At 74.0% G+C, this 19,376-nt stretch carries 15 protein-coding genes; 5 read left to right on the top strand and 10 right to left on the bottom strand.

Translation table 11 applies throughout. The features are described from left to right. Window positions 1–4: 4 nt before the first annotated feature. From ACFYZS_RS09145 to ACFYZS_RS09130, 4 genes are all read right to left on the bottom strand, one after another. Window positions 5–3,376 (bottom strand): hypothetical protein, encoded by a 3,372-nt coding sequence (locus tag ACFYZS_RS09145; RefSeq protein WP_389008555.1) that lies wholly within the window; start codon window positions 3,374–3,376, stop codon window positions 5–7. 123 nt (window positions 3,377–3,499) lie between these two features. After that, window positions 3,500–4,231, bottom strand: a complete 732-nt coding sequence (locus ACFYZS_RS09140; RefSeq protein WP_389008552.1) for a zf-HC2 domain-containing protein — start codon at window positions 4,229–4,231, stop codon at window positions 3,500–3,502. Beyond that, window positions 4,228–4,833 carry a sigma-70 family RNA polymerase sigma factor gene (locus ACFYZS_RS09135; RefSeq protein ID WP_389008549.1) on the bottom strand — a complete coding sequence of 202 codons (606 nt, stop codon included), beginning with the start codon at window positions 4,831–4,833 and terminating at the stop codon, window positions 4,228–4,230. Before ACFYZS_RS09135 ends, ACFYZS_RS09140 begins: the two co-directional genes overlap by 4 nt. A gap of 99 nt (window positions 4,834–4,932) precedes the next feature. Next, window positions 4,933–5,925 carry a DUF1996 domain-containing protein gene (locus tag ACFYZS_RS09130; RefSeq protein WP_389008545.1) on the bottom strand — a complete coding sequence of 331 codons (993 nt, stop codon included), beginning with the start codon at window positions 5,923–5,925 and terminating at the stop codon, window positions 4,933–4,935. Between the two features lie 123 nt (window positions 5,926–6,048). On the opposite strand from ACFYZS_RS09130, the gene ACFYZS_RS09125 reads away from it, so the two are divergent. From ACFYZS_RS09125 to ACFYZS_RS09115, 3 genes are all read left to right on the top strand, one after another. Continuing rightward, a complete protein-coding gene (locus tag ACFYZS_RS09125) occupies window positions 6,049–6,786 on the top strand; it encodes a DUF1838 family protein (protein ID WP_389008542.1) in 738 nt (245 codons plus the stop codon). Window positions 6,787–7,344: 558 nt separating this feature from the next. After that, entirely contained in the window at window positions 7,345–9,129 is a 1,785-nt protein-coding gene (locus tag ACFYZS_RS09120) for a S8 family serine peptidase (protein ID WP_389008847.1), read from the top strand. Between the two features lie 223 nt (window positions 9,130–9,352). Further along, window positions 9,353–12,124, top strand: a complete 2,772-nt coding sequence (locus ACFYZS_RS09115) for an AAA family ATPase (RefSeq protein WP_389008539.1) — start codon at window positions 9,353–9,355, stop codon at window positions 12,122–12,124. Window positions 12,125–12,145: 21 nt separating this feature from the next. Here the strand turns inward: ACFYZS_RS09115 and ACFYZS_RS09110 are convergent, their stop codons facing one another. The 6 genes from ACFYZS_RS09110 to ACFYZS_RS09085 all read right to left on the bottom strand — a co-directional run bounded on the left by ACFYZS_RS09110 (window position 12,146) and on the right by ACFYZS_RS09085 (window position 16,949). Further along, a complete protein-coding gene (locus tag ACFYZS_RS09110) occupies window positions 12,146–13,060 on the bottom strand; it encodes a glycoside hydrolase family 19 protein (RefSeq protein ID WP_389008537.1) in 915 nt (304 codons plus the stop codon). Window positions 13,061–13,254: 194 nt separating this feature from the next. Next, entirely contained in the window at window positions 13,255–13,668 is a 414-nt protein-coding gene (locus tag ACFYZS_RS09105) for a rodlin (RefSeq protein ID WP_389008534.1), read from the bottom strand. A gap of 223 nt (window positions 13,669–13,891) precedes the next feature. Continuing rightward, window positions 13,892–14,083 carry a DUF5302 domain-containing protein gene (locus tag ACFYZS_RS09100; RefSeq protein WP_030860847.1) on the bottom strand — a complete coding sequence of 64 codons (192 nt, stop codon included), beginning with the start codon at window positions 14,081–14,083 and terminating at the stop codon, window positions 13,892–13,894. 261 nt (window positions 14,084–14,344) lie between these two features. Continuing rightward, the gene (locus ACFYZS_RS09095; RefSeq protein ID WP_389008530.1) at window positions 14,345–15,280 is read right to left on the bottom strand and encodes a ketopantoate reductase family protein; all 936 of its coding nucleotides are present in this window, start codon (window positions 15,278–15,280) and stop codon (window positions 14,345–14,347) included. 60 nt (window positions 15,281–15,340) lie between these two features. Then, a complete protein-coding gene (locus ACFYZS_RS09090; RefSeq protein WP_389008528.1) occupies window positions 15,341–15,712 on the bottom strand; it encodes a hypothetical protein in 372 nt (123 codons plus the stop codon). Between the two features lie 316 nt (window positions 15,713–16,028). Next, window positions 16,029–16,949, bottom strand: coding sequence for a MurR/RpiR family transcriptional regulator (locus tag ACFYZS_RS09085; protein ID WP_030160961.1), 921 nt, complete (start codon window positions 16,947–16,949; stop codon window positions 16,029–16,031). A 222-nt stretch (window positions 16,950–17,171) separates the two neighbouring features. Here ACFYZS_RS09085 and ACFYZS_RS09080 point away from each other — a divergent pair, with 222 nt between their 5' ends. Together ACFYZS_RS09080 and ACFYZS_RS09075 are read left to right on the top strand one after the other, a co-directional pair. Then, window positions 17,172–18,005 carry a PP2C family protein-serine/threonine phosphatase gene (locus tag ACFYZS_RS09080; protein WP_389008524.1) on the top strand — a complete coding sequence of 278 codons (834 nt, stop codon included), beginning with the start codon at window positions 17,172–17,174 and terminating at the stop codon, window positions 18,003–18,005. Between the two features lie 410 nt (window positions 18,006–18,415). Beyond that, the gene (locus ACFYZS_RS09075) at window positions 18,416–19,369 is read left to right on the top strand and encodes an MASE1 domain-containing protein (RefSeq protein WP_389008522.1); all 954 of its coding nucleotides are present in this window, start codon (window positions 18,416–18,418) and stop codon (window positions 19,367–19,369) included. Window positions 19,370–19,376 lie beyond the last annotated feature (7 nt).

Genomic DNA, 19,376 nt, shown 5'->3' with positions numbered 1-19,376 from the left:
CCGGTCACTCGCGGTGCGTGAACGCCCCCAGTGCCGCGTCCCGTACCTCCTGCTCCGGGTGGCGCCTCAGCTCCCGCAGCACCTCACGCCACTGCGCCGGCCAGTCGCAGCGCCGGCCCATGGCCGCGGTGAGCGCGACGGCGAACAGCCCCGGCACCGGAGCGCCGTCCTGCGCGAGTGCGCGTACGGCCTCCAGCACCACGGCGGGATCCCGGACCAGGTCGCCGTGCCAGTTCCCCTCGCGCAGCGAGTCCGCCGTCGAAGCGGCCAGCCCGGGCCGGCCCTCATGCGCCTCGACCAGGGCGCCCAGGGCCGCACGCAGCTCGGGGAGATCCGCGCGCAGGTCCACCGAGCGACGCAGCAGCGCCACGCGGTCCGTGGCCAGGGCCGGTTCACCTGCGAGCTGCCGCACCAGGGCCGCACGCAGCTCGTGGTGCTCCGCCGCGACGATCCGGCTCAGGAACCGCACCCGCTGAAGAGCCGGCAGGTCCCGTTCGACCTCGGCCTCCGGGTCGTCACCGGAGCGCACGGTGGCCAACAGCTCCTCCACGGCACGGTGGAACTGGCTCCCGGGCTCACCGCCGCCGACCGGGTGCGCCAGCCCCGAAGCGGCGATCTTCTCCAGCGCCGCTGCTGCGTTCTTCCACCCGGGGGAGTCCTCCAGATCGCAGACGGCCCGCCGTGCGGGGTCCGCCACCTCGGGCGCGTACGCGACCCAGTCCGGCAGCGCGGTGACCGCATGAGCGGCCACGGACCGGTGGGAGGACGCGGCCAGGAGCGCCACCAGCCGGGCGTAGCGCGGCCGGTGCCGCCGCGCCACCCACAGCGCCGGGGTACGCGCGATCACCGCCCCGGCCTCCGCCGTTCCGCTCGCCGCGGCCCTCTCCAGCAGGGGCCACACCTCCCCGGTCGACAGGAGCCCGATCGCCAGGCTCACCGCCGCGGTCACCACATCGGGGTGGCTGTCGTCGTCGGCGGCGATGCGCGCCAGCAGCGCCACGGCCCGCCGGGGCGGCAGGAAGCGCACGGTCAGCCGGACCGCCTCCTTGCGGCTGGTCACCTTGACCCCCGAGGACGCCCCCAACAGCCCGTCCAGCAGCTCCGCGAGCCGCGTCGGCGCGGTCGCGGCCGCCGCCCGCCCGGCGGCGTACACGGCGACGCGGGCCTGGTCGCCGCCCGCGTGCGAGAGCAGGTCGGCCAAGGCCGCGGCGGGCTCCACCGTCCGGGCCGAGGCGGCGAGCGCGCTCTCCGCGAGCCGCGTCTCCGCCGAGGACGCGTGCCGACGTGCGAGCTCCAGCCCGTGGTCGGGGATGTGCGCCGCGGCCCGCAGGATCTCCGAGCGCTCGTACACCGCCCTGGACTCGTCGCCGACGGCGACCTCGGCCAGCCACGCCGCCTCCTCCTGCTGCCGGGGCAACCACAGCGGCGCCCGGTCGAACCGGGGGAGCGGCCGCGCCGCCCCCTCGCGCAGGAACCGGCCGTACGGCGGGCGCGCGGCGAGCACGCGGTCCAGCAGATCGGTGCGGTGCGCCGACAGCACCTCCAGTACGGGCGCCAGCGCCGCCGCCGAGGGCTCCTGTTCCAGCAGCGCGGCCACCCGCTCGCCGCGCGTCCGCGGGTCGGCCAGCCAGACCCGGGCGAACTGGGTGAACAGCCCGTCGGAGCAGCGCGTCCGGGCCTCGTCGAGCATCCGCTGGAGCTCCGGCAGCCGGTGGCCGCGCTCGCCGAGGGCGGACGCGAAGGTGACCAGCGGCCCGTACTCGCCCTTGGCCGCGCGCACGTCGAGCCAGGGGCGCAGCGCCTCGAAGACCTGCCGCTCCCGGCCGCGCGGGAGCCCCTCCCCGTAACCGCCGTGCACGAGACGGCCCGTGCGGACGGTGAGCCCGTGGAGGGTGCGCAGCGCCCAGTCGAGCAGGACGGCGGAGGGGGCCCGGTTCTCCAGTACCGCGAACACCAGGCGTTCCACGGCCTCGCGGGTCTCGGCGGAGCAGTCGCGGGCCTCGACGGCGTCCAGGGCGATCCGCTCCAGGGAGGCGACCGACGCCTCGGTGGCCAGCAGCGCCACCGGCACCCGGGCCAGCGCCGTGAGCGCGGCGGCGCGGACGGGGTCGCGGTCGTTGCGCAGCCGCCCCGCCGCCAGCTCGAGCACCTCGCCCAGCGCTTCGGCGTCGCGCGCGTGGACCGCGTTCTCGACGAGCCGGGGCCAGGCCGTCCGGCGGACGTCGGCGTCGGACCGCCGCGTCGCGGCGAGGAGTTCGGGCCGGGCCTCGGCGACCGGAAGCCGCGAGACGGCTGCGAGGAGCCGCTCGTCCGGCAATGCCTTGCGGCGGGCGCGGTCCACTTCGCGCCGCGCCTCGGCCCGGCGGCGCTCGTGCGGGAGCAGGGCCAGCACGGTGTCGGAGGGGGTCCCGCCCGGAGCGGGGGTGTGCGCGGTGGCCGCGTCGTGGAACGCCTCGCGCCCGCTCGGGGGCAGCGCCTTCAGCAGCGCGGCCAGGTACGCGGGTCGCTCCGCCCAGCGGCGCCCGAGGGCGGGCAGGGACGGCGGATCGGCCCGGACGAGCTGGTGCAGGCGGTTGGACGGCGGGAGGTACTCCTGGTACCCGGTCGGCCGCTCGGGCGCGGTCAGCCAGCGTACGAACCGCTCCGCGTCGGCGGCGATCAGGTGGCGGATCCCGCCCTCCAGGGGCTGGGGCAGCCGGGCCGGCCCGTACCGCTCCAGCAGGTCGAGCACGCGCTCCGGCGCGGCGGGCAGGGCCGCGGCGACTCCCGGCGCCCGGCGGAGCCACCAGCCGGGGCGCAGGTTCTCCGGCAGCTCCGCCAGTTCGGCCGCCGCCTGGTCCAGCACCGGGCCGGGATGGCAGCGCCCCAGCCGGACCCAGTGCGTGACGGCGTCGGCGAGCTCGGGCAGCAGCCGGGAGACGAACTCCGGGCCGCAGGCGGGGAGCAGGGCGGCCGCCTCGCGGTCGCCCCACTCGGCCCGCACGAGGGGCGCCAAGCGCTGTGCGAGCGCCCGGCGCGAGCCGCGGAAGACGGCGTACGTCAGTTCCGAGCGGATCGCGGCGGAGGCGTCGTCGTACGCCGCCTCGATCGCCTCGTCCGGTACGGGCAGCGTACGGACGGCCCGGTGGGCGAAGGACCGGACCACCGGGTCCGGGTCGGCCAGCCGCCGCGCCAGGTACTCGGTCTGCCGCCCCGCGAAGGCCGCCAGCGCGGCCAGCCGCCGCTCGTAGCGGCCCCGGCCGGCCAATCCGTCAAGTACGCCACTCAGTTCGCCGGTGCGGGCGAGGTCGCGGGCGGTGGTGGCGAGCAGCCGCAGCCGGGCGGCGTGCGGGAGCGGATCGAGCTCGGCGAGCAGGTGTTCGACAGACTGTTGCATGGGGCCAGTGTGCCCAGCGGCGCCGCCGGGGAGAAAGCGGGTTTCCCGGCGGACGCCCACGGCAGGGGGCCCGGGCGGCCGTCCTCACGGCCGCCCGGGCCCCGTCGCGTGGCGGACCGCCGGTCACACCGGCATGGGCACCGACACGAACCGCTTGCCCGACTCGTTCTCGACCACGACCTCCTTGACGTCGGTCGGGTCGACCGCCGCCGAGCCGTCCAGCGAAGCACCCTTGCCCTCGCCGTTCTGGCTCCCGACCACCCAGCTGCCGGCGGAGGTGCGCTTGCCGTCCTTCCCGACCACGATCAGCATGCAGCGCTCGCCCGGCGGGATCCCCGCCACGGCCGCGTGCACCCGGACCCACTTGGCCGCCGGCGTGACCTGTACGGTCATCCGCGCATTGGTGCGCGCGTCGGTCGCCGAGGCCACCTTCGTACCCGCCGGCGGCGGCGAAGGCTGTGCCGAGACCGACGGCGAGGGCGTCGGCGGCAGGGCCACCGGCGTGCCGTCCGCCGAGCCCGACTGCGCCCCGGCCCAGAACACGGCGGCCAGCGAGGCCGCCGCGGCCAGTCCCGCGATGCCCCATCGTCGGCGCCGCTCGTTCGCCGCCTCTCCCCGCACCTGCCGCAGCGTGCGCTGCAGCAGCAGGTCGCCGCCCTGCGGCGGTCCGTCGAGGAAGGCCTCCGCGGGCACCTCGCCCAACGCCGCTTCCATCTCGCGCAACGCGTTCACCTCCTCACGGCATTGCACGCAGCCGCTCATGTGCTCCTCGACCCGGCGGACCTCCCACTCGGCCAGGACGCCGAGAACGTACGGGCCGAGCAGCTCCTCCTCCTCGTGCCGCTGCCGGTTCATGCCACCACCTCCCGCAGTCCAGCGCCCTGCCGGGGTGGCCTGCCCATTCGATTGCCCGCTCGGCCCTCCGTGGTCCCGCCTTGGCGGAACACCTCGCGCAGTGCCTTCAGCGCGTAGTGCGCCCTTGATTTGACCGTGCCCGCCGGGATGCCGAGGCTGTCGGCCGCCTCGGCCACGCTCAGCTGGCGGTAGTACAGCTCCTTGAGAACGTCCCGGTGTTCCGGGGACAACTGGTCGAGGGCGCCCAGCACGGTCATCGTGTCCACGATGGAGTCCGCGTGGTCCAGCTCCACCGGAGGAGCGGCCGCCTCCCCGGAAACCTCGGCGGGGCGTGCCGCCTTGGCCCGGTAGCGGTCGGTGATGATGTTGCGGGCCACCGTCAGCAGCCAGCCGCGCACCGAACCCTTCCCGTTGACCAGCACCTCGGAATGCCGCCAGGCGCGGATGAGCGTCTCCTGGACGACGTCCTCGGCGGCGGCCCGGTCTCCGGTCAGCCGGGTGGCGTACGCGAGCAGGGCGTGGCCGTGCTCCTCGTACACCGACCTGATCAGTGCCTCATCGGTCGAGCCCCGCCGTGTACGGGGCCACAGTGGTCCGGCCATCTCACCCTCTCCGTCTTCCTCGCCCATCTGGTGCGGTCAGAACACGCGCTCCGGCGGCACCCGGTTCATGTGACCCGCGTCACTCCCGTGCGGTGGCGCTCAGGTGCGGCAGGTACGCCCCTCGTTGAGGCAGCGGACGACGGCCGCCATCTGCGCGTCCGTCATGGCGTCCACGAACATCGCGTGGTCCGTCTTGGGGCTGTGCCGCTGCTCGGGGAAGGAGTCGACGGCGACCGGCGCCCCCTGCGGCACGTCGTACGCGAGGGAGACGCGCAGCTGGGGCACGGCGAACGTGCCCTGCGGGCAGACCCCGTTGGCCGCGGGGAAGCCGAGGTGCGAGCGGTGGCCCGGGCTCTCGGTGTCCAGTCCGTTCCAGCAGCTGGGGAAGACGAGCGTACGGGTGAGGCGCTCCCCGGCCGGGCAGCGCGGGTAGCGGGTGGTGAACCGGTCCGGGGAGCCGGAACAGCCCCAGCGGGCACGCACGTCGGCGTCGCTCGCCGCGGTGTACGCCACCGCGTCGCCGGTCATCGCGCGCAGGAAGCGCGGCATCGGCACGACCTTGCCCACCGGGTTGCCGCGGAACTCCACGGAGACCGCCGCCTCGGGCAGGATCTCGCCCGTGTTGCCGTGACCGGCGGAGCCCTCGTGGGGGCGGCTGCCGGCCCGGTCGGTCCGGCGCAGGACGGGCCAGTAGTACGTGGAGCGGTCACCGCCGCGGCAACTGGTCGGGGCGGCCGCCAGGGAGGCGGCGGTCGACATCGCGTCCGTGGTCAGGTTCCCCACGTACGCGTGGGTGTGGTGGGCGCCCGAGCGCAGCCCGGGCGACACCACCAGGTTGTCCTCGTTGTAGTGGCGCTCCTCGTTGCGCCCGCAGTCCACCGTCACGGTGCCCGTCGAGGCGTCGGGTCCGGGCGCCGGATCGCGGGGTCCGGGCGGAACGTCCCGTATGTCCACGTAGTCGCGGGAGTTCATCCCGGAATGCGAGGTTCCGTCGGGGCCCGCCACCCTGGCGGCGCCCAGCACGGCGGCCGTCAGCCCGATGCCGAGCACCAGGCAGACGAGCAGTGTGAGCAGTCGGCGTTCGTTCCCCATGCGGGTCACGGTTGCCGCTGCGCGCCGCAGCGTCAACCTGGCGTCCCGCATGTCGGCCGGAGCCCGCCGCAGGGCACCTTGCGAACTTGCCGAGCCGTCGGCGGACCGCGCACAGTGACCGGCATGACACCCGCTGAGCTCCTGCACGCGTTCGCCCGCGCCCGCGCCCGCCTCGACGGCGGCGAGGTGACCTTCTGGTGGTCCGGGGACATCTGGTCCTGGGCCCCGGACCAGCCGTACCGGCGCGTCTTCGGCTTCGAAGGCCTCAACGTCGCCCGCCTCGTCACGGACGCGGACAGCGGCGGCTTCCAACTGCTGACCAGGGAGGCCGCCTTCTACCTGGATCCGCAGACCCGGGAGATCCTGGAGACCTGGGAGGACAAGCCCGTCGTCCACGTGTGGAACGATCCGGCCAATCTGCGGCTGCGGCCCTTCCCGGTGCCGCTGACCGAGCTCGGGGACCAGGTCTGCTTCAGCCTGGAGATCCCGCTCGCCTATCCGTCGCCGCTGCCGGTCGCCGACTACCCGCTGAACTCCGCCGACGACACGTACCGGGCGCTGGAGCTCTTCCAGTTCTTCGCGCCGGCCACGGTGCTGACGACCGACGAGCCGAGCGTCCCGTCCACCATGTCCTGGACGCGGATGTCCCCGTGGCTGCCGTGGATGGAGCAGGGCCGGCGCCCGGGCGGCCTCACCTTCCACTGCCGGGGCCGGAAGCTGGGCTCGTACGCCGAGGTCCCGGAGCGCACCCGCGCCTACATCGCGGCCCGCCACCCGGAGTACGCCCACGCCCCGGAGAAGTGGACGGAGCCCAACGAGACGAGCTGGACCTACTTCCGCACCCACCACGGCCGCCCCTGACGCCGAGGGCGGTCGTACGCGCCCGGACGCGGCCCCCGGCGCCGAGGTTCGTGTCCGGGTTCAGGGGGTCTGGCACGGGTTGTGCCGGGCCGGTGGCCGAGGGGGGTTCGGGGCGCGGTTGCGGGGTGCGGGACACGGGGGGACCTGGGGATCGGGGCCGTGGGGGCGGGGGGTAGGGTCCGGGGGAGGTGTAGGGGGGCGGCAGGGGTGCGGACAAGGGTTTTCCCTGTATCGGGTTCATCCCCGCGTTGCCTACTGTCTGCCCACCGGCGATCTCTCCCGCTCCGAACGGACCCCGCGCCAACCCCACATGGTGTGAAACCGTCCGGGCGGGCGGATCGCCCGCACCGCCGTTGCCCCAGCCCCGCCGAAGCGGCCGGGACAACGCGGCGAGCAGCGGTGGCCGGGACGGGACTGACCGACCCGTCCCCGGCCCCGTAGCCGCCGGTTCACCTCCCACACAGCTCCAACCGCCCGCTCCGGCCTGCCCGGAAAGGGCTCGCGAAAGGGAACACCGTGCACGCAACGAGACGACGCAGGCTCATATCCGTGGTGGCGATGTCCGTCACCCTGCTCGCCGGCTCCGCCACCGCTTCCGTGGCCCTCGCCGGCTCGGAGCCCGCGCCGGCCCCGGCCGCCGCCTCCACCCTGCCGGCCGCGGGGGCGCCGGCCGCTCCGGACGCCGCGCCGGTGCAGAACCTGATCGTCGGCTACAAGTCCTCCGCCACCGAGGCCAGCTCCAACAAGGCCGCCGCGGACGACGCGGCCGCCAAGGGCAAGAAGGCCGGCAAGAAGGCGAAGTTCGACCGCCGCCTCGGCACCGGTGCCGCCCTCGTCAACCTGGGCGGCTCCGTCGCCCCGGCCGCCGCGGCCGACGTGATGGCCCAGTTCCGCGCCGACCCGGACGTCGCGTACGTCGAGGCGGACTCCCGCGCCTACGCGATGGCCACCCCGAACGACACCGAGTACTCCAAGCAGTGGGACCTCTTCGAGCCCACCGGCGGCATGAACGTTCCTGCCGCCTGGGACAAGACCACCGGCTCCGGCGTCACCGTCGCCGTGATCGACACCGGCTACGTGGCCCACTCCGACGTCGCCCCGAACATCGTCGCGGGCTACGACTTCATCTCCGACGCCGCCGGCGCCCGTGACGGCAACGGCCGCGACAACAACCCCGCCGACGCGGGCGACTGGAGCGCGGCCGGCGAGTGCGGCACCGGCTCCCCGGCCAGCGGCTCCTCCTGGCACGGCACCCACGTCGCGGGCACCATCGCCGCCGCCACCAACAACGCCAAGGGCGTCGCGGGCATCGCGTACAACGCGAAGATCCAGCCCGTCCGCGTGCTCGGCAAGTGCGGTGGCACCACCTCCGACATCGTCGACGCCATCACCTGGGCCTCCGGCGGCACCGTCGCGGGCATCCCGGCGAACGCCACCCCCGCCAAGGTCATCAACATGAGCCTCGGCGGCTCCGGCGCCTGCACCTCCAGCTACCAGAACGCCATCAACGCGGCCGTCGCCCGCGGCACCACGGTCGTGGTCGCCGCCGGCAACAGCAACGCGGACGCGGCCGGCTTCTCGCCCGCCAGCTGCAACAACGTGGTCTCCGTGGCCGCCACCAACCGCACCGGCGACCGCTCGTTCTACTCGAACTACGGCAGCCGCGTCGACGTCTCCGCGCCGGGCGGTGAGACCCGCCGCGCCACCGACACGCCCGGCACCGTCACCACCCCGGAGAACGGCATCCTCTCCACGCTGAACAACGGCGCCACCACCCCGGGCTCGGAGATCTACAAGCCCTACCAGGGCACCAGCATGGCCGCCCCGCACATCGCGGGCCTCGCCGCGCTCGTCGTCGCCGCCAAGCCCTCGCTGACCCCGGCGCAGGTCGAGTCGGCCATCAAGGCCAACGCCCGCCCGCTGCCCGGCACCTGCACCGGCGGCTGCGGCACCGGCATCGCCGACGCCGCCGCGACCATCACCGCCGTCACCTCGGCGCCCGCCCCGGGCTTCGAGAACGGTACGAACGTGAACATCCTCGACAACACCACCGTCGAGAGCCCGATCACCGTCAGCGGAGTCGCGGGCAACGCCCCGGCCGCGCTCAAGGTGAACGTGAACATCGTGCACACGTACATCGGTGACCTGAAGGTCGACCTGGTCGCCCCGGACGGCTCCGTCTACACCCTGCACAACCGCGCGGGCGGCAGCACCGCCAACATCAACCAGCAGTACACCGTGAACGCCTCCTCCGAGGTCGCCAACGGCACCTGGAAGCTCCGCGTCAACGACAACGCGGGCGGCGACACCGGCTTCATCGACTCCTGGAGCCTCGGCTTCTGAGGACCTGACGGCCGCGCCGGCCGGTAGCACCGGCCGGCCGCGCAGTACGGACCAATGAGCCCGCGGACCTGCCGATACACCTCGTATCGGCAGGTCCGCAGCCGTTTCCTGACAGCTGACTGAATTCTGCGTCACAATCCGGGTCCACCCGGCATCCGACCTCGTATTGTCGCGTCTCACAGGACATGCACAGAAGTGGGGACGAGAGGCTGGTGGCTGTTGCGTGGTGGCGGCGACGGGGAACGCTGACACGACCGTCGGACACGGTGAACTGATCAAGGAGGTCGAACGTGCGCTGACCGCTCACGGCAGGGCCCTCCTCACCGGACCCGCCGGCGCGGGCAAGACCGAGGTGGCGGGCGCCGTCGCGGCCGCGGCCGAGGCCCGCCACGAGACCGTGCTGCGCCTCGCCCCCGAAGCCGCCGACCAGTGGATACCGGAGGCCTCGGCCGCCGCGCTCCTCGCCTCCGTGCCCTGCGCCGCGCTCGACCGGCTCTCCGGACCCCAGCGCACCGCCATCGCCCTCCTGCGCCGCGAGACCGACGCACCCCGCGCCGGCCGCGACCACGTCGCGCTGCGCCTCGCCATCGTCGAGGTCCTGCGCACCCTCGCGGCCCGCACCCCCGTCCTGCTCGTCCTCGACAACGCCCAGTGGCTGGACGCGGAAAGCACCGATCTGCTCCGTTTCGCCCTGCGGCTGACCCCGCCCCGCGTACGGGTCCTCGTGGCCGAGTGCGTCCAGGGCGGCGCCCCCGTCGGCGGCCCCCTGTGCGGCCCCGGCACCCCCGCGATCCGGGTCCCGGCGCTCGGCGCCGACGAGGTCGCCGAACTCCTCGCCCGCCACGGCCTCCCCGCCCGCCTCGCCGGCCGCATCCACCAGGCCAGCGGCGGAAACCCGCGCCTGGCCCTCGCCCTCGGCCACTCCCTCGCCGAAGCCGCCGAGGCCCGCGACGCCAGCGCCCACCACGCCGACCCCCTGCCCCTGTCCGGCCAGGCCCGCGAGGTCGCCCGCCGGCTCCTCGCCGAAGCCCCGGCCCCCGCCCGCCGCACCCTGCTGCTCGCCGCCCTCGCGGCCCGCCCGACCACCGCCCTGCTGCGCCGGGCCGGCCGCCCGGACGCCGAGGCCGAACTCGCCGAGGCGGAACGGGCCGCGCTGGTCACCGTGGGGGAGGACGGCGCGGTCACCTTCACCGCCGGGGCCCTGCCCATGGCCCTGGCCGCCGACGCCGGCTGGCCCGAACGCGCCGCCGGACACTCCGCGCTCGCCGCCGCCGTCGACGACCCCGTCCAGGCCGTACGCCACCGCGCCCTCGCCGTGGACACCCCCGACGAGTGGCTCGCCGCCGAGATCACCGAGGCCGCCGCCGCCTGCCGCAGACGCGGCCAGCGGGCCCTGGCCGCCGAGCTCGGCCTGCTCGCGGCGGAGCGTACGCCCACCAACCGGCCCGGGGACGAACTGGCCCGGCTCGTCGCCGCCGCCGAGGACGCCGGCTGGGCCGGCCGCGCCGACCTCGCCCGCCGCGCCACCCGCGCCGTGCTGGCCCGCGACGCCTCGCCCGCCGACCGTGTACGGGCGCGGCTCGCCGTGATCGACGCCGCGGGACAGGCCCTCGCCGCCCTCGACGAGACGTTCGCCCACGCCATGGACGACGCCGCCGGAGACCCCGCCCTGCAAGCGGCCGTACAGCTGCGGATCGCCACGAAGTACAACCTCAGCGACGGCGACCCCGTCCGCTCCCGCGACGCCGCGGCCGAGGCCGGCGCGCTCGCCGCACTCGGCGGCGACCAGGTCGCCGAGGCCATGGCCCTGACCGTACGGGCCCGGATGGGCCGCATCCTCGGCGACCCGGACGCCGAGGACATCCTGGCCGAGGCCCTGGCCCTGCCCGCCCCCGAGGTGCCGCTCGGCATGCGCAACGCGCCGCAGTACCTCGCCGTACGGCACGCCCTGTTCGACGACCGCCTCGACGACGCCCGGCGCCAGCTCCTCGTCCTGCTCCCCGCCGTGCGGCGCACCGGATCCGCCGAGGACGTCTTCGAGGTCCTGCGCAGCCTCACCGAGGTGGAGCTGCGCCGGGGCCGCTGTACGTCCGCGTCCGCGCACGCCCGCCGCGCCCTCGAACTCACCATCGAGGCGGGCCTCTCGCCCGGCCCCGCCTGGTACGCCTCCGCGATGGCCGAGGCCATGGGCGGCAGCTTCGCCCGCGCCGCCGGATACGCCCGGCGCGGCATCCAGGCCTCGGAGGAGGAACACGACCAGGTGTTCCTCTCGCGCAGCCTGTACGCACTCGGCCTGACCGAGCTGGCGACGGGGGAGGCCGCCAGAGCCGTGGCGACCCTGCGCCGCGTCGCCGAACTGGAGGAGGCCCAGCAGGTCGTCGACCCCTCGATCCTGCGCTGGCACGGGGAGCTGGCCGAGGCCCTGGTGGCCGCCGATGCACCCGACGAGGCCGCCGAACTGATCGGTTCCGTCCGCACGGTGGCCGTCGGCCTCGGACGCACCGCCGTGGTCGCCGCGCTCGACCGGGCCCGCGGGCTGTGCCTGTCGGCGCACGGCGAGGCGGACGCCGCCGTGGACCTGCTGGAGGCCACGGCCGAGCGCTTCACCGCGCTCGAGCTCCCCGTGGAGCGCGGCCGTACGCTGCTCGCCCTGGCCCGGGTGGAGCGGCGCCGGCGCCGTCGCGCTCCCGCCCGCGCCGCGCTGCGCGCCGCCGCCGAGGTGTTCACCGCGGCCGGTGCGAAGCCGTGGGCCGAACTCGCCGCGGAGCACCGGGAGCCTGCCCCCGCCCCGGGCGGCGGAGCCGTGGTCCTGGCGGCGCTGACCGAGGCGGAGGCCCGGCTCGCCCTGCTCGTCGCGGAGGGCGCCAGCAACCAGGAGGCCGCCGCGAAGCTGTTCGTCAGCGTCAAGACGGTCGAGGCCCGGCTGACCCGGATCTACCAGAAGCTGGACGTCCGCTCCCGCGCCCAGCTGGCCACCACCCTGCGCACCCGCTGACGGGAGCGCAGGGCGCGGGCGTCAGCAGCCGAGGTTGCCGCCCGGGCTCACGCCCAGGATCTGCGTGAAGGACTGGTACGCGTTGATCCGGCTCTGGACCTGGGCCGGGTTGCCGCCGTTGCACTCCAGGGAGCCGTTGATGGAGCGGATCGTCTCGCCGAACCCGGCTCCGTTGACCATGGCGGCGTGGGCGGTCATGGTGCCCGGCCCGTTCTGGGTGTTCCAGTACCACAGGGCGGTCTTCATGGCGACGGCCGGATCCTGCTCCACGAGGTACGGGTTGGCGAGCAGGTTGATGCCGAGGGCGTCGCCGGCCGCCTTGTAGTTGAAGTTCCAGCTGAGCTGGATCGGGCCGCGGCCGTAGTAGGCGGCCTGCCCGGCGGGACAGCCGTACGGCTGGCTCGCGTCGCAGTAGTGGGGGTAGTTGGCGGTGTTCTGCTCGACGATGTAGACGAGCCCGCCCGTCTCGTGCGAGACGTTCGCCAGGAAGGCCGCCGCCTCGCGCCGCTTGACGGTGTCGTCACCGGTGTTGGCGAAGCCGGGGTACGCCGACAGGGCCGCGACCAGGCCGTTGTACGTGTAGAAGGGGTTCCGGTTCGGGAACATCTGGTTGAACTGGGCCTGCGATACCACGAAACCGGACGGGTTGCCGGGGTCCGGGTCCTGGCCGCCACCGCCGCAGGTGCCGAGGTCGGACCAGACGCCCCACTGCCCGGTGGTGCCGGGAGTCTCGCCCTGCGTCCACCACTTGGCCTGCCAGTTGTGCCCGCTGTACGAGGCGTTCATGCCGCCCGTGTAGACGGCGGAGGAGGACCAGGGGGAGGCGCAGGCCGCGGCCGCGGAGGCCGGTGAGGCGGGGAGGGCGACCGCGAGGCCGACGGTGGCGGCCGCGGCGACGGCCAGGGCGAGTGCTCGGCGGCGAAGCGCACGTATCACGTAACTGCTCCTTCAATGGGGGGAATTGCCGTGGGGGGCATTCCTCGCCACTGAAGCGAAGCTGGTCTGGACCTGTCAAGGTCTAGACCAGCATTCATCCGTTTCGGACAACATCCGGGCCGCCCGCTCCCGCGAACGGGCAGGGCCCGTACGCGCAACGGCGCGTACGGGCCCTGCCGGTCGTTCGGAAGCGGTCAGCTGCCGGCGGAGAGGTTGCCGGAGAGGACCGGGATGTTGCTGAGGATGTGCGAGGCGGAGTCGTCGCCCTTGGCCTGCGTGGAGTTCTCGGTGCACTGCTGGTTCATCGGGTTGTGCAGGACGTTGATGTCCTGGACGCCGACGTTGGCGATGAGGGCCAGCAGGGACTGGGCGTTGACCTTCGCCGGCAGGCCGATGCAGGTCTTGTTGAGGGTGCCCTGGACCAGGCTGAGCTGCGGGCTCATCGCGCCCTTGGTCTCCTGGTTGCCGTAGATCTGCGCGGCGTCGTTGCCGTTGACCGTGTTGACGCCGTTGTCGTTGCCGATCGCCATCGCCGGGGCGGCAACCGCGGCGCCGAGGCCCATCACGGAGGCGGTGACCGCAGTGGTGGCCATGAGCTTCTTGAGCATGAGGTGGTTCCTTCTGTAGCGCTGTTGCATGGGATGGCTGCCCCCGGCGGGACGAGCTGATCAACTGCAATACGCGCGCTTGGTTATCGGCTGTCACCCGGGTGGCCCAATGGGCCCGCCGTGCCCCGGGGTGCGCGAAGGGGCCCCCTCCTGCTCCGTGAGCGGGAGACGGCCCCTGCGTCCGACATCTTCAGGGCGTCGCCGTGGAGACGACCTCGGGCGGTCAGCCCGTCTTGCGGCGGGTCTTCTTGTTCTTGCCGCCCGCGCCACCACTGGCGCCCTGGATCTTCGCCCGGCTCTGGTGGGCCTGCTGTGCGTGGGCACTGCGGGCATTGCGGTCGAGGGCCTCCCGGAACTTGCGCTTGGCCTCCTCGGCCGGCGATTCGTCCTGCGGGGTGTCCGACTCTTCTGCCATGTGTCCTCCTGGGTCGACCTGAAGCCGTCCCAGTCTGTCACCCTCCGTCCCCCCTGACCAGCGAGTTCCGTTCCAGGGGCGCGGGCCGGGCGGGGGCGGGGCGCCGGCCGGGCCCGGTGCGGCGGCCGCGCCGGCCGGATCGGCCCGGGGTCCACGCAAGCGAAATCCCGGGCCTCGCGGGGAGACCCGGGACTTCACTGGTGCACTTCGCTTGACCGCCGTGTTCAACGACGGGCGGTCCCGGAGGTCACGCCCCGCGGATCACGCGCCGCCGCCGGCCGGCAGTACGCGCCGCTGGTGCACCCGCAGCTGCAGGGTGGCGAGGTCCAGCAGCGGGGTGGGCACGCCGAGCGCGCGGGCCCGGGCGGTCAGGTCGCCGAAGACCTGCTCGACCTCCGTGGGAAGGCCGGCGATCAGGTCGCGGTACATCGACGGGGTGAGCGGGGAGCCGGGCGCGGTCACCGTACGGGCCGTGAACGCGAGCTCGGCGTCCGGCACGGGATGCCCGGCCGCTGCCGAGACGGCCGCCGCCTCGGCGAGTACGGACTCCCCGAGCGCGGCGCCCCCTGGCACGGCGCCGACCTCGCCGACGGAGCCGCGCGCCAGGCAGGTGACGGCCGCCAGGGTGCTGATGAACACCCACTTGTGCCACATCGATCCGACGACGTCCGAGGTCCCGGGGCTGTCGATGCCCGCCCCGGTCAGCGTGGCGCGCACGGCGGCCACGCGCGCGGAGGGGCGGCCGTCGAGTTCACCGGTGACCACGACGGACGGCGGGGCCATGCGCACGATGTCGCCGTGCCCGTTCAGGGTGGTCACCACCTTGGCGACGCCGCCGAGGACCGGCGCCCCGCCGAAGCGGTCCGTGAGCAGGTCGAGGTGGGCCATGCCGTTCAGCAGCGGCACGATCGCGGTCCCCGGCCCGACGGCCGGGGCCAGGTCCTTCGCCGCGCGGTCGAGGGCCGTGGACTTCACCGAGAGCAGCACGAGGTCGTACGGGCCGGTCAGCGCGTCCGCGGTCACCAACTCGGGGGTGAGCGTGAGGTCTTCGCCGAGGCCCGTCACCCGCAGCCCGCGCTCGCGCAGGACGGCGGCCCGCGCCGGGCGGACCAGGAAGGTGACGTCCTGCCCGGCCTGGGCGAGACGGGCGCCGAACCAGCCGCCCACGGCGCCGGCGCCGACTGTCAGGATTCTCATGCGGGACAGCCTGCCATGGGACCATGCGGTCCCGCCGGTCCCCGTCGAGGAGAAACCGCGTCAACTCTGCGTGACGCGCAGCGCGTCGCCGACCAGGCGTACCGCGCGGGAGAGGCGGCCCAGCTGCTGGAGTTCGACGGCGTACATCCGGATGGAGCTCTCGATGACGATCTCGGCCACGCCCATCGAGGGCAGTTCGGCCCGGCTGGTCTCCAGGGCGACCCGGACCGCGCGCATCTCGTGCTGCAGCTGGAGCTGGGCGTGCCGGGTGAGGAGGACGGGGCTGCGGGTCAGCGTCGAGTAGCTGCCGTAGCGGGCCGGGAGCAGATCCCGCAGCCAGCGCATGGCCGTGCGTTCCCAGTCGTGGGTACCGGGGGCCTTGACCTGGCAGGGCCAGTCCGGGCTGAGCGTGGTGGAGGCCGTCTGGCGCATTCTCGTCGCTTCCGAATGGTGTCGAACTCTGATCGAGACGTTGGTGGGCGGCCTCGGCCCAGGGGTTGACCGAGGCCGCCACAAGCGCTCTGGTGGATGTCGGTGCCGGGAACGGGCACCCGGCGCGGGGCGTGAGGAGGAGCCGTCCCGCGCGGGTGTCCGTTCTGGGAGGGCGTGGGGTCGCTCTCCTTGGCGTCCGTGGATCCGGCGCGCTGCTTAGTAAACATATATACCGTCGAGTAGACAAGAGAATGAAAAATTACATACGCCTACGGGACGTGAAAGTGGACTGCCTCGTACCGGTTGAAAATCGGCCTTACAGGAAGAATCCGTGCTGGTCGGCGACCTGCTCGTACCCCTCGAGCCGCGCCTGCGTCCGCTCGGGGTCCGCGTCGGCCATCGCCTGCAGCAGGGCCGCGGACAGCATTCCCGGGGCCGCGTACGAGTCGAAGACCAGCCGCGCACCGGTACCCGCGGTCAGTGCCACGTCCGCCTCGTCCACCAGCGGACCCAGAGTGGTGTCGGTGATCAGCGCGATCTTCAGCCCGGCGCTGCGGGCCGCCCGCAGCGCCGACAGGGTCTCCTTGGCGTGCCGGGGCATCGCGAAGGCCAGCGCCCAGGTCCCGCCGGCCTCCCGGGACTGGAGCAGCGCGTCGTAGGCGACGCTGCCTCCACGTGTCACCAGCCGGACATCGGGGTGGATGCGCCGTGCCGCGTACGCGAAGTACTCCGCGAGCGAGACCGAGATCCGCAGGCCCAGGACCGTCAGCGGCACCGAGCGGGCCAGCTCGCGGCCGATGTCGAGCACCTGGTCGGTGTCGGCGAGCAGGCGCCGTACGTTCTCCAGGTTCACGATCTCGGCGTCCACGGCCGCCTGCAGCTCGTTGCGGCGGAACTGCTCGCGGCTCTCCGGGGAGCCCGCCACCGCGCTCAGCGCCATCGGCTGCAGGGCGTCGCGCAGCGCCGGATAGCCGCTGAAGCCGAGGGAGGTGGCGAAACGTGTCACCGACGGCTGGCTGACGCCCACCCGCTCCGCGAGCTCGGTGATCGAGAGGAACGCGGCCTCGGTGAGGTGGTCGACCAGGTACTGGGCGATCCGCCGCTGCCCCGGGGACAGCCGGTGGCCGTCGAAGAGGGCGCGGACCCGGTCCCCGGGGGCCCGCTCATGGACCGGCGGCGCCTGCCCACTCGGCGTGATCGCAGCCGCCTGTGCGCGTGCCTGCTGCCCCGATGACACCGATGGGCCTCCCTCTCATGTCACTCGTCTTCAAACATAGCTCACGCCCTGTGGTCGGGCCGGGCCGGTGCCGGGGGCATGGTCCGCATCTCTCGCGACCCCCGGATGGCGGAAATATGATGTGGTCGGTTCCCCGGCGCAGCGCCCACCGCGAAAGCCGGGAGCCGAGTGCCGAGAGCAGGGACATAAGCAGGGACCTATGGATGCACCCGGGAGCGGTCCATGACCCCGCGCCGAGCCCCGAAGTCGGTGAGCGCCGCCGACCTCCTGAGCACCCTGGGACGGCTCACCGCCCGGGCCCGCGCGGGGGCGGAACTGCAACTGGCCAGGGTGGAGCTCGCCGAGGCCCTGCAGCGCGAGATGCTGCCGGGCTCCCTGCCCGCCCTGCCCGGGCTGCGCAGCGCGGCCCGCTACGCGCCCGCCCGGCACGGCCTGGACATCGGCGGTGACTGGTACGACGGATTCCGGCTGTCCGGAGGCGGGCTGGCCTTCTCCATCGGCGACGTACAGGGCCACGATGTGGAGGCGGCCGCCTTCATGGGCCAGGTCCGCGTCGGCGTGCGCGCGGTGTCCACCGTCGTCGTGGACCCCGGCGAGGTGCTGAGCCGGGCCAACGACGTCCTGCTGTCGATGGACTGCGAGCTCTTCGCCACCTGCACCCTGCTCCGCTTCGACCCCGAGACCCGGGTGCTCGAAAGCGCCCGCGCCGGACACGTGCCCGCCGTCTGGGCCACCGTCGACGGCCGCTACGGCATCACCGACGACGAGGGCGGCCTGCCGCTCGGGGTGGAGCCCGGGGCGCGGTACGCGGTGACCCGGCGCAGGCTGGACCAGGCGGGCTCCATCGTCCTGCTCACCGACGGCGTGGTCGAGGGCCCCTCGTTCCCCATCGACGAGGGACTGGACCGGGTGGCCCGCGTGGTCAGGGAGGCGGCGGGCGCCGACCCCGACGAGATCGCCGCCGAAATCATGAAGGTGGCCGATTCCACCGGCCACGCGGACGACGCGGCGGTGCTCGTCCTCAGCCACGACGCGGCAGGACCCGCGCGCCGCTAGGGGGCGTCCGCAAAGTCCCGCCTGCCCCGCGGCGCCCGGCACGCGCTCTCGGCGCACCGGACGAAATCCCGAGTACGTCCAGTACACGGGCTTCCGCCCGGCACACCGAGAGCACGCACCGAACGCCGCGAGACCGCCCTTCGGGCGGACGGCGCTACTTTGCGGACACCCCCTAGGGGGTGTCTCGCCGATCATGCCGGGCTCGCGGCGGTGGGCACCGCGCCTCGCCGCGTTGTCCTCGGTCGCCGACGTCCCCCAGCTACCGCTGGGAGGTGCCCCCACCGCGTCGCCTCCCTCGTCCGCCTTGCGATCCACGGCGCCCACCGCCGCTCCCTGATCCGGCCCGATCGACAAGACACCCCCTAGCGCGTGTCACGGCCCGCCCGGGGCGGCGGTTGTTGTCTGATGCTGTGGTGCGCACCGAGGAATGGCGGCGTTTCAGGGGAACCCTTCTCGGGATCCTCGTCGTCGCCACCGCCTACTACGCCTCAGGACGGATCGGCCTCCTGCTGCGCGTGGAGGTCGAGGGCGCGGTGGTGACGCCCCTGTGGCTGCCCACCGGCATCGCGGTCGCCGCCCTGCTCTGGTTCGGACTGCGGATGTGGCCGGGCATCGCCCTCGGCACCTTCTTCGCCATCGAACACCTCGCCAGCTTCCAGCTCGCCGACGTGGGCATCATCGTGGGGAACACCGTCGCGCCGGTGTGCGCGTACCTGCTGCTGCGCCGCGTGGGCTTCCGCGTCGAGATCGACCGGCTGCGGGACGGCCTGGCCCTGGTGTTCCTGGGCGGGCTGGTGCCGATGATGCTCAGCGCCTCCATCGGCACCGCGGTGCTGGTGGCCACCGGTGACCTGGATCCCTCCGGCTTCTGGCCGGTGTGGTCGGCGTGGTGGGCCGGCGACGCGATGGGCGTGCTGGTGCTGACTCCGCTGCTGCTCGTGGTGCCCAGGGTGCGGATGCCCCAGGACGCCTACCGGGTCGCCGAGGGGGTGGGGCTGGCCGTCGCCGCCGGGATCGTCGTGCTCGTGGCGACCCGGAGCTCGCTGTCGCTGCTCTTCCTCGTCTTCCCGCTGCTCATCTGGTCGGCCGTACGCTTCCAACTGGCGGGCAGCGCGCCCTGCGTGCTGCTCGTGTCCGTCGTGGCGATCTCGGCGGCGACCGACGAGGCCGGACCCTTCGCCGGCCACTCCCTCTTCGAGATCATGGTCAACCTCCAGGCGCTCAACGGCTCGGCGGCCCTGACCGCGCTGCTGCTCTCCGCACTGGTCACCGAGCAGAACAACATCCGCGAGGAGATCGAGCGGGTGTGCGAGGACCTGGCCGAGGTCGTCGAACGGCTCGCCCCGGGCAGATCGGGGGAGTGACCGGCCC

Source organism: Streptomyces sp. NPDC001903 (assembly GCF_042891345.1).
In the GTDB taxonomy this organism is placed as follows: domain Bacteria; phylum Actinomycetota; class Actinomycetes; order Streptomycetales; family Streptomycetaceae; genus Streptomyces.
Note: the sequence above shows the minus strand (reverse complement) of the source record. Positions and strands in the feature narration are given on the sequence as shown.

Coding starts and splice junctions, on each gene's coding strand:
- ACFYZS_RS09145 (WP_389008555.1), bottom strand. CDS start 3,376: ATGCAACAGTCTGTCGAACACCTGCTCGCCGAGCTCGATCCGCTCCCG.
- ACFYZS_RS09140 (WP_389008552.1), bottom strand. CDS start 4,231: ATGAACCGGCAGCGGCACGAGGAGGAGGAGCTGCTCGGCCCGTACGTT.
- ACFYZS_RS09135 (WP_389008549.1), bottom strand. CDS start 4,833: ATGGCCGGACCACTGTGGCCCCGTACACGGCGGGGCTCGACCGATGAG.
- ACFYZS_RS09130 (WP_389008545.1), bottom strand. CDS start 5,925: ATGGGGAACGAACGCCGACTGCTCACACTGCTCGTCTGCCTGGTGCTC.
- ACFYZS_RS09125 (WP_389008542.1), top strand. CDS start 6,049: ATGACACCCGCTGAGCTCCTGCACGCGTTCGCCCGCGCCCGCGCCCGC.
- ACFYZS_RS09120 (WP_389008847.1), top strand. CDS start 7,345: ATGTCCGTCACCCTGCTCGCCGGCTCCGCCACCGCTTCCGTGGCCCTC.
- ACFYZS_RS09105 (WP_389008534.1), bottom strand. CDS start 13,668: ATGCTCAAGAAGCTCATGGCCACCACTGCGGTCACCGCCTCCGTGATG.
- ACFYZS_RS09100 (WP_030860847.1), bottom strand. CDS start 14,083: ATGGCAGAAGAGTCGGACACCCCGCAGGACGAATCGCCGGCCGAGGAG.
- ACFYZS_RS09095 (WP_389008530.1), bottom strand. CDS start 15,280: ATGAGAATCCTGACAGTCGGCGCCGGCGCCGTGGGCGGCTGGTTCGGC.
- ACFYZS_RS09090 (WP_389008528.1), bottom strand. CDS start 15,712: ATGCGCCAGACGGCCTCCACCACGCTCAGCCCGGACTGGCCCTGCCAG.
- ACFYZS_RS09080 (WP_389008524.1), top strand. CDS start 17,172: ATGACCCCGCGCCGAGCCCCGAAGTCGGTGAGCGCCGCCGACCTCCTG.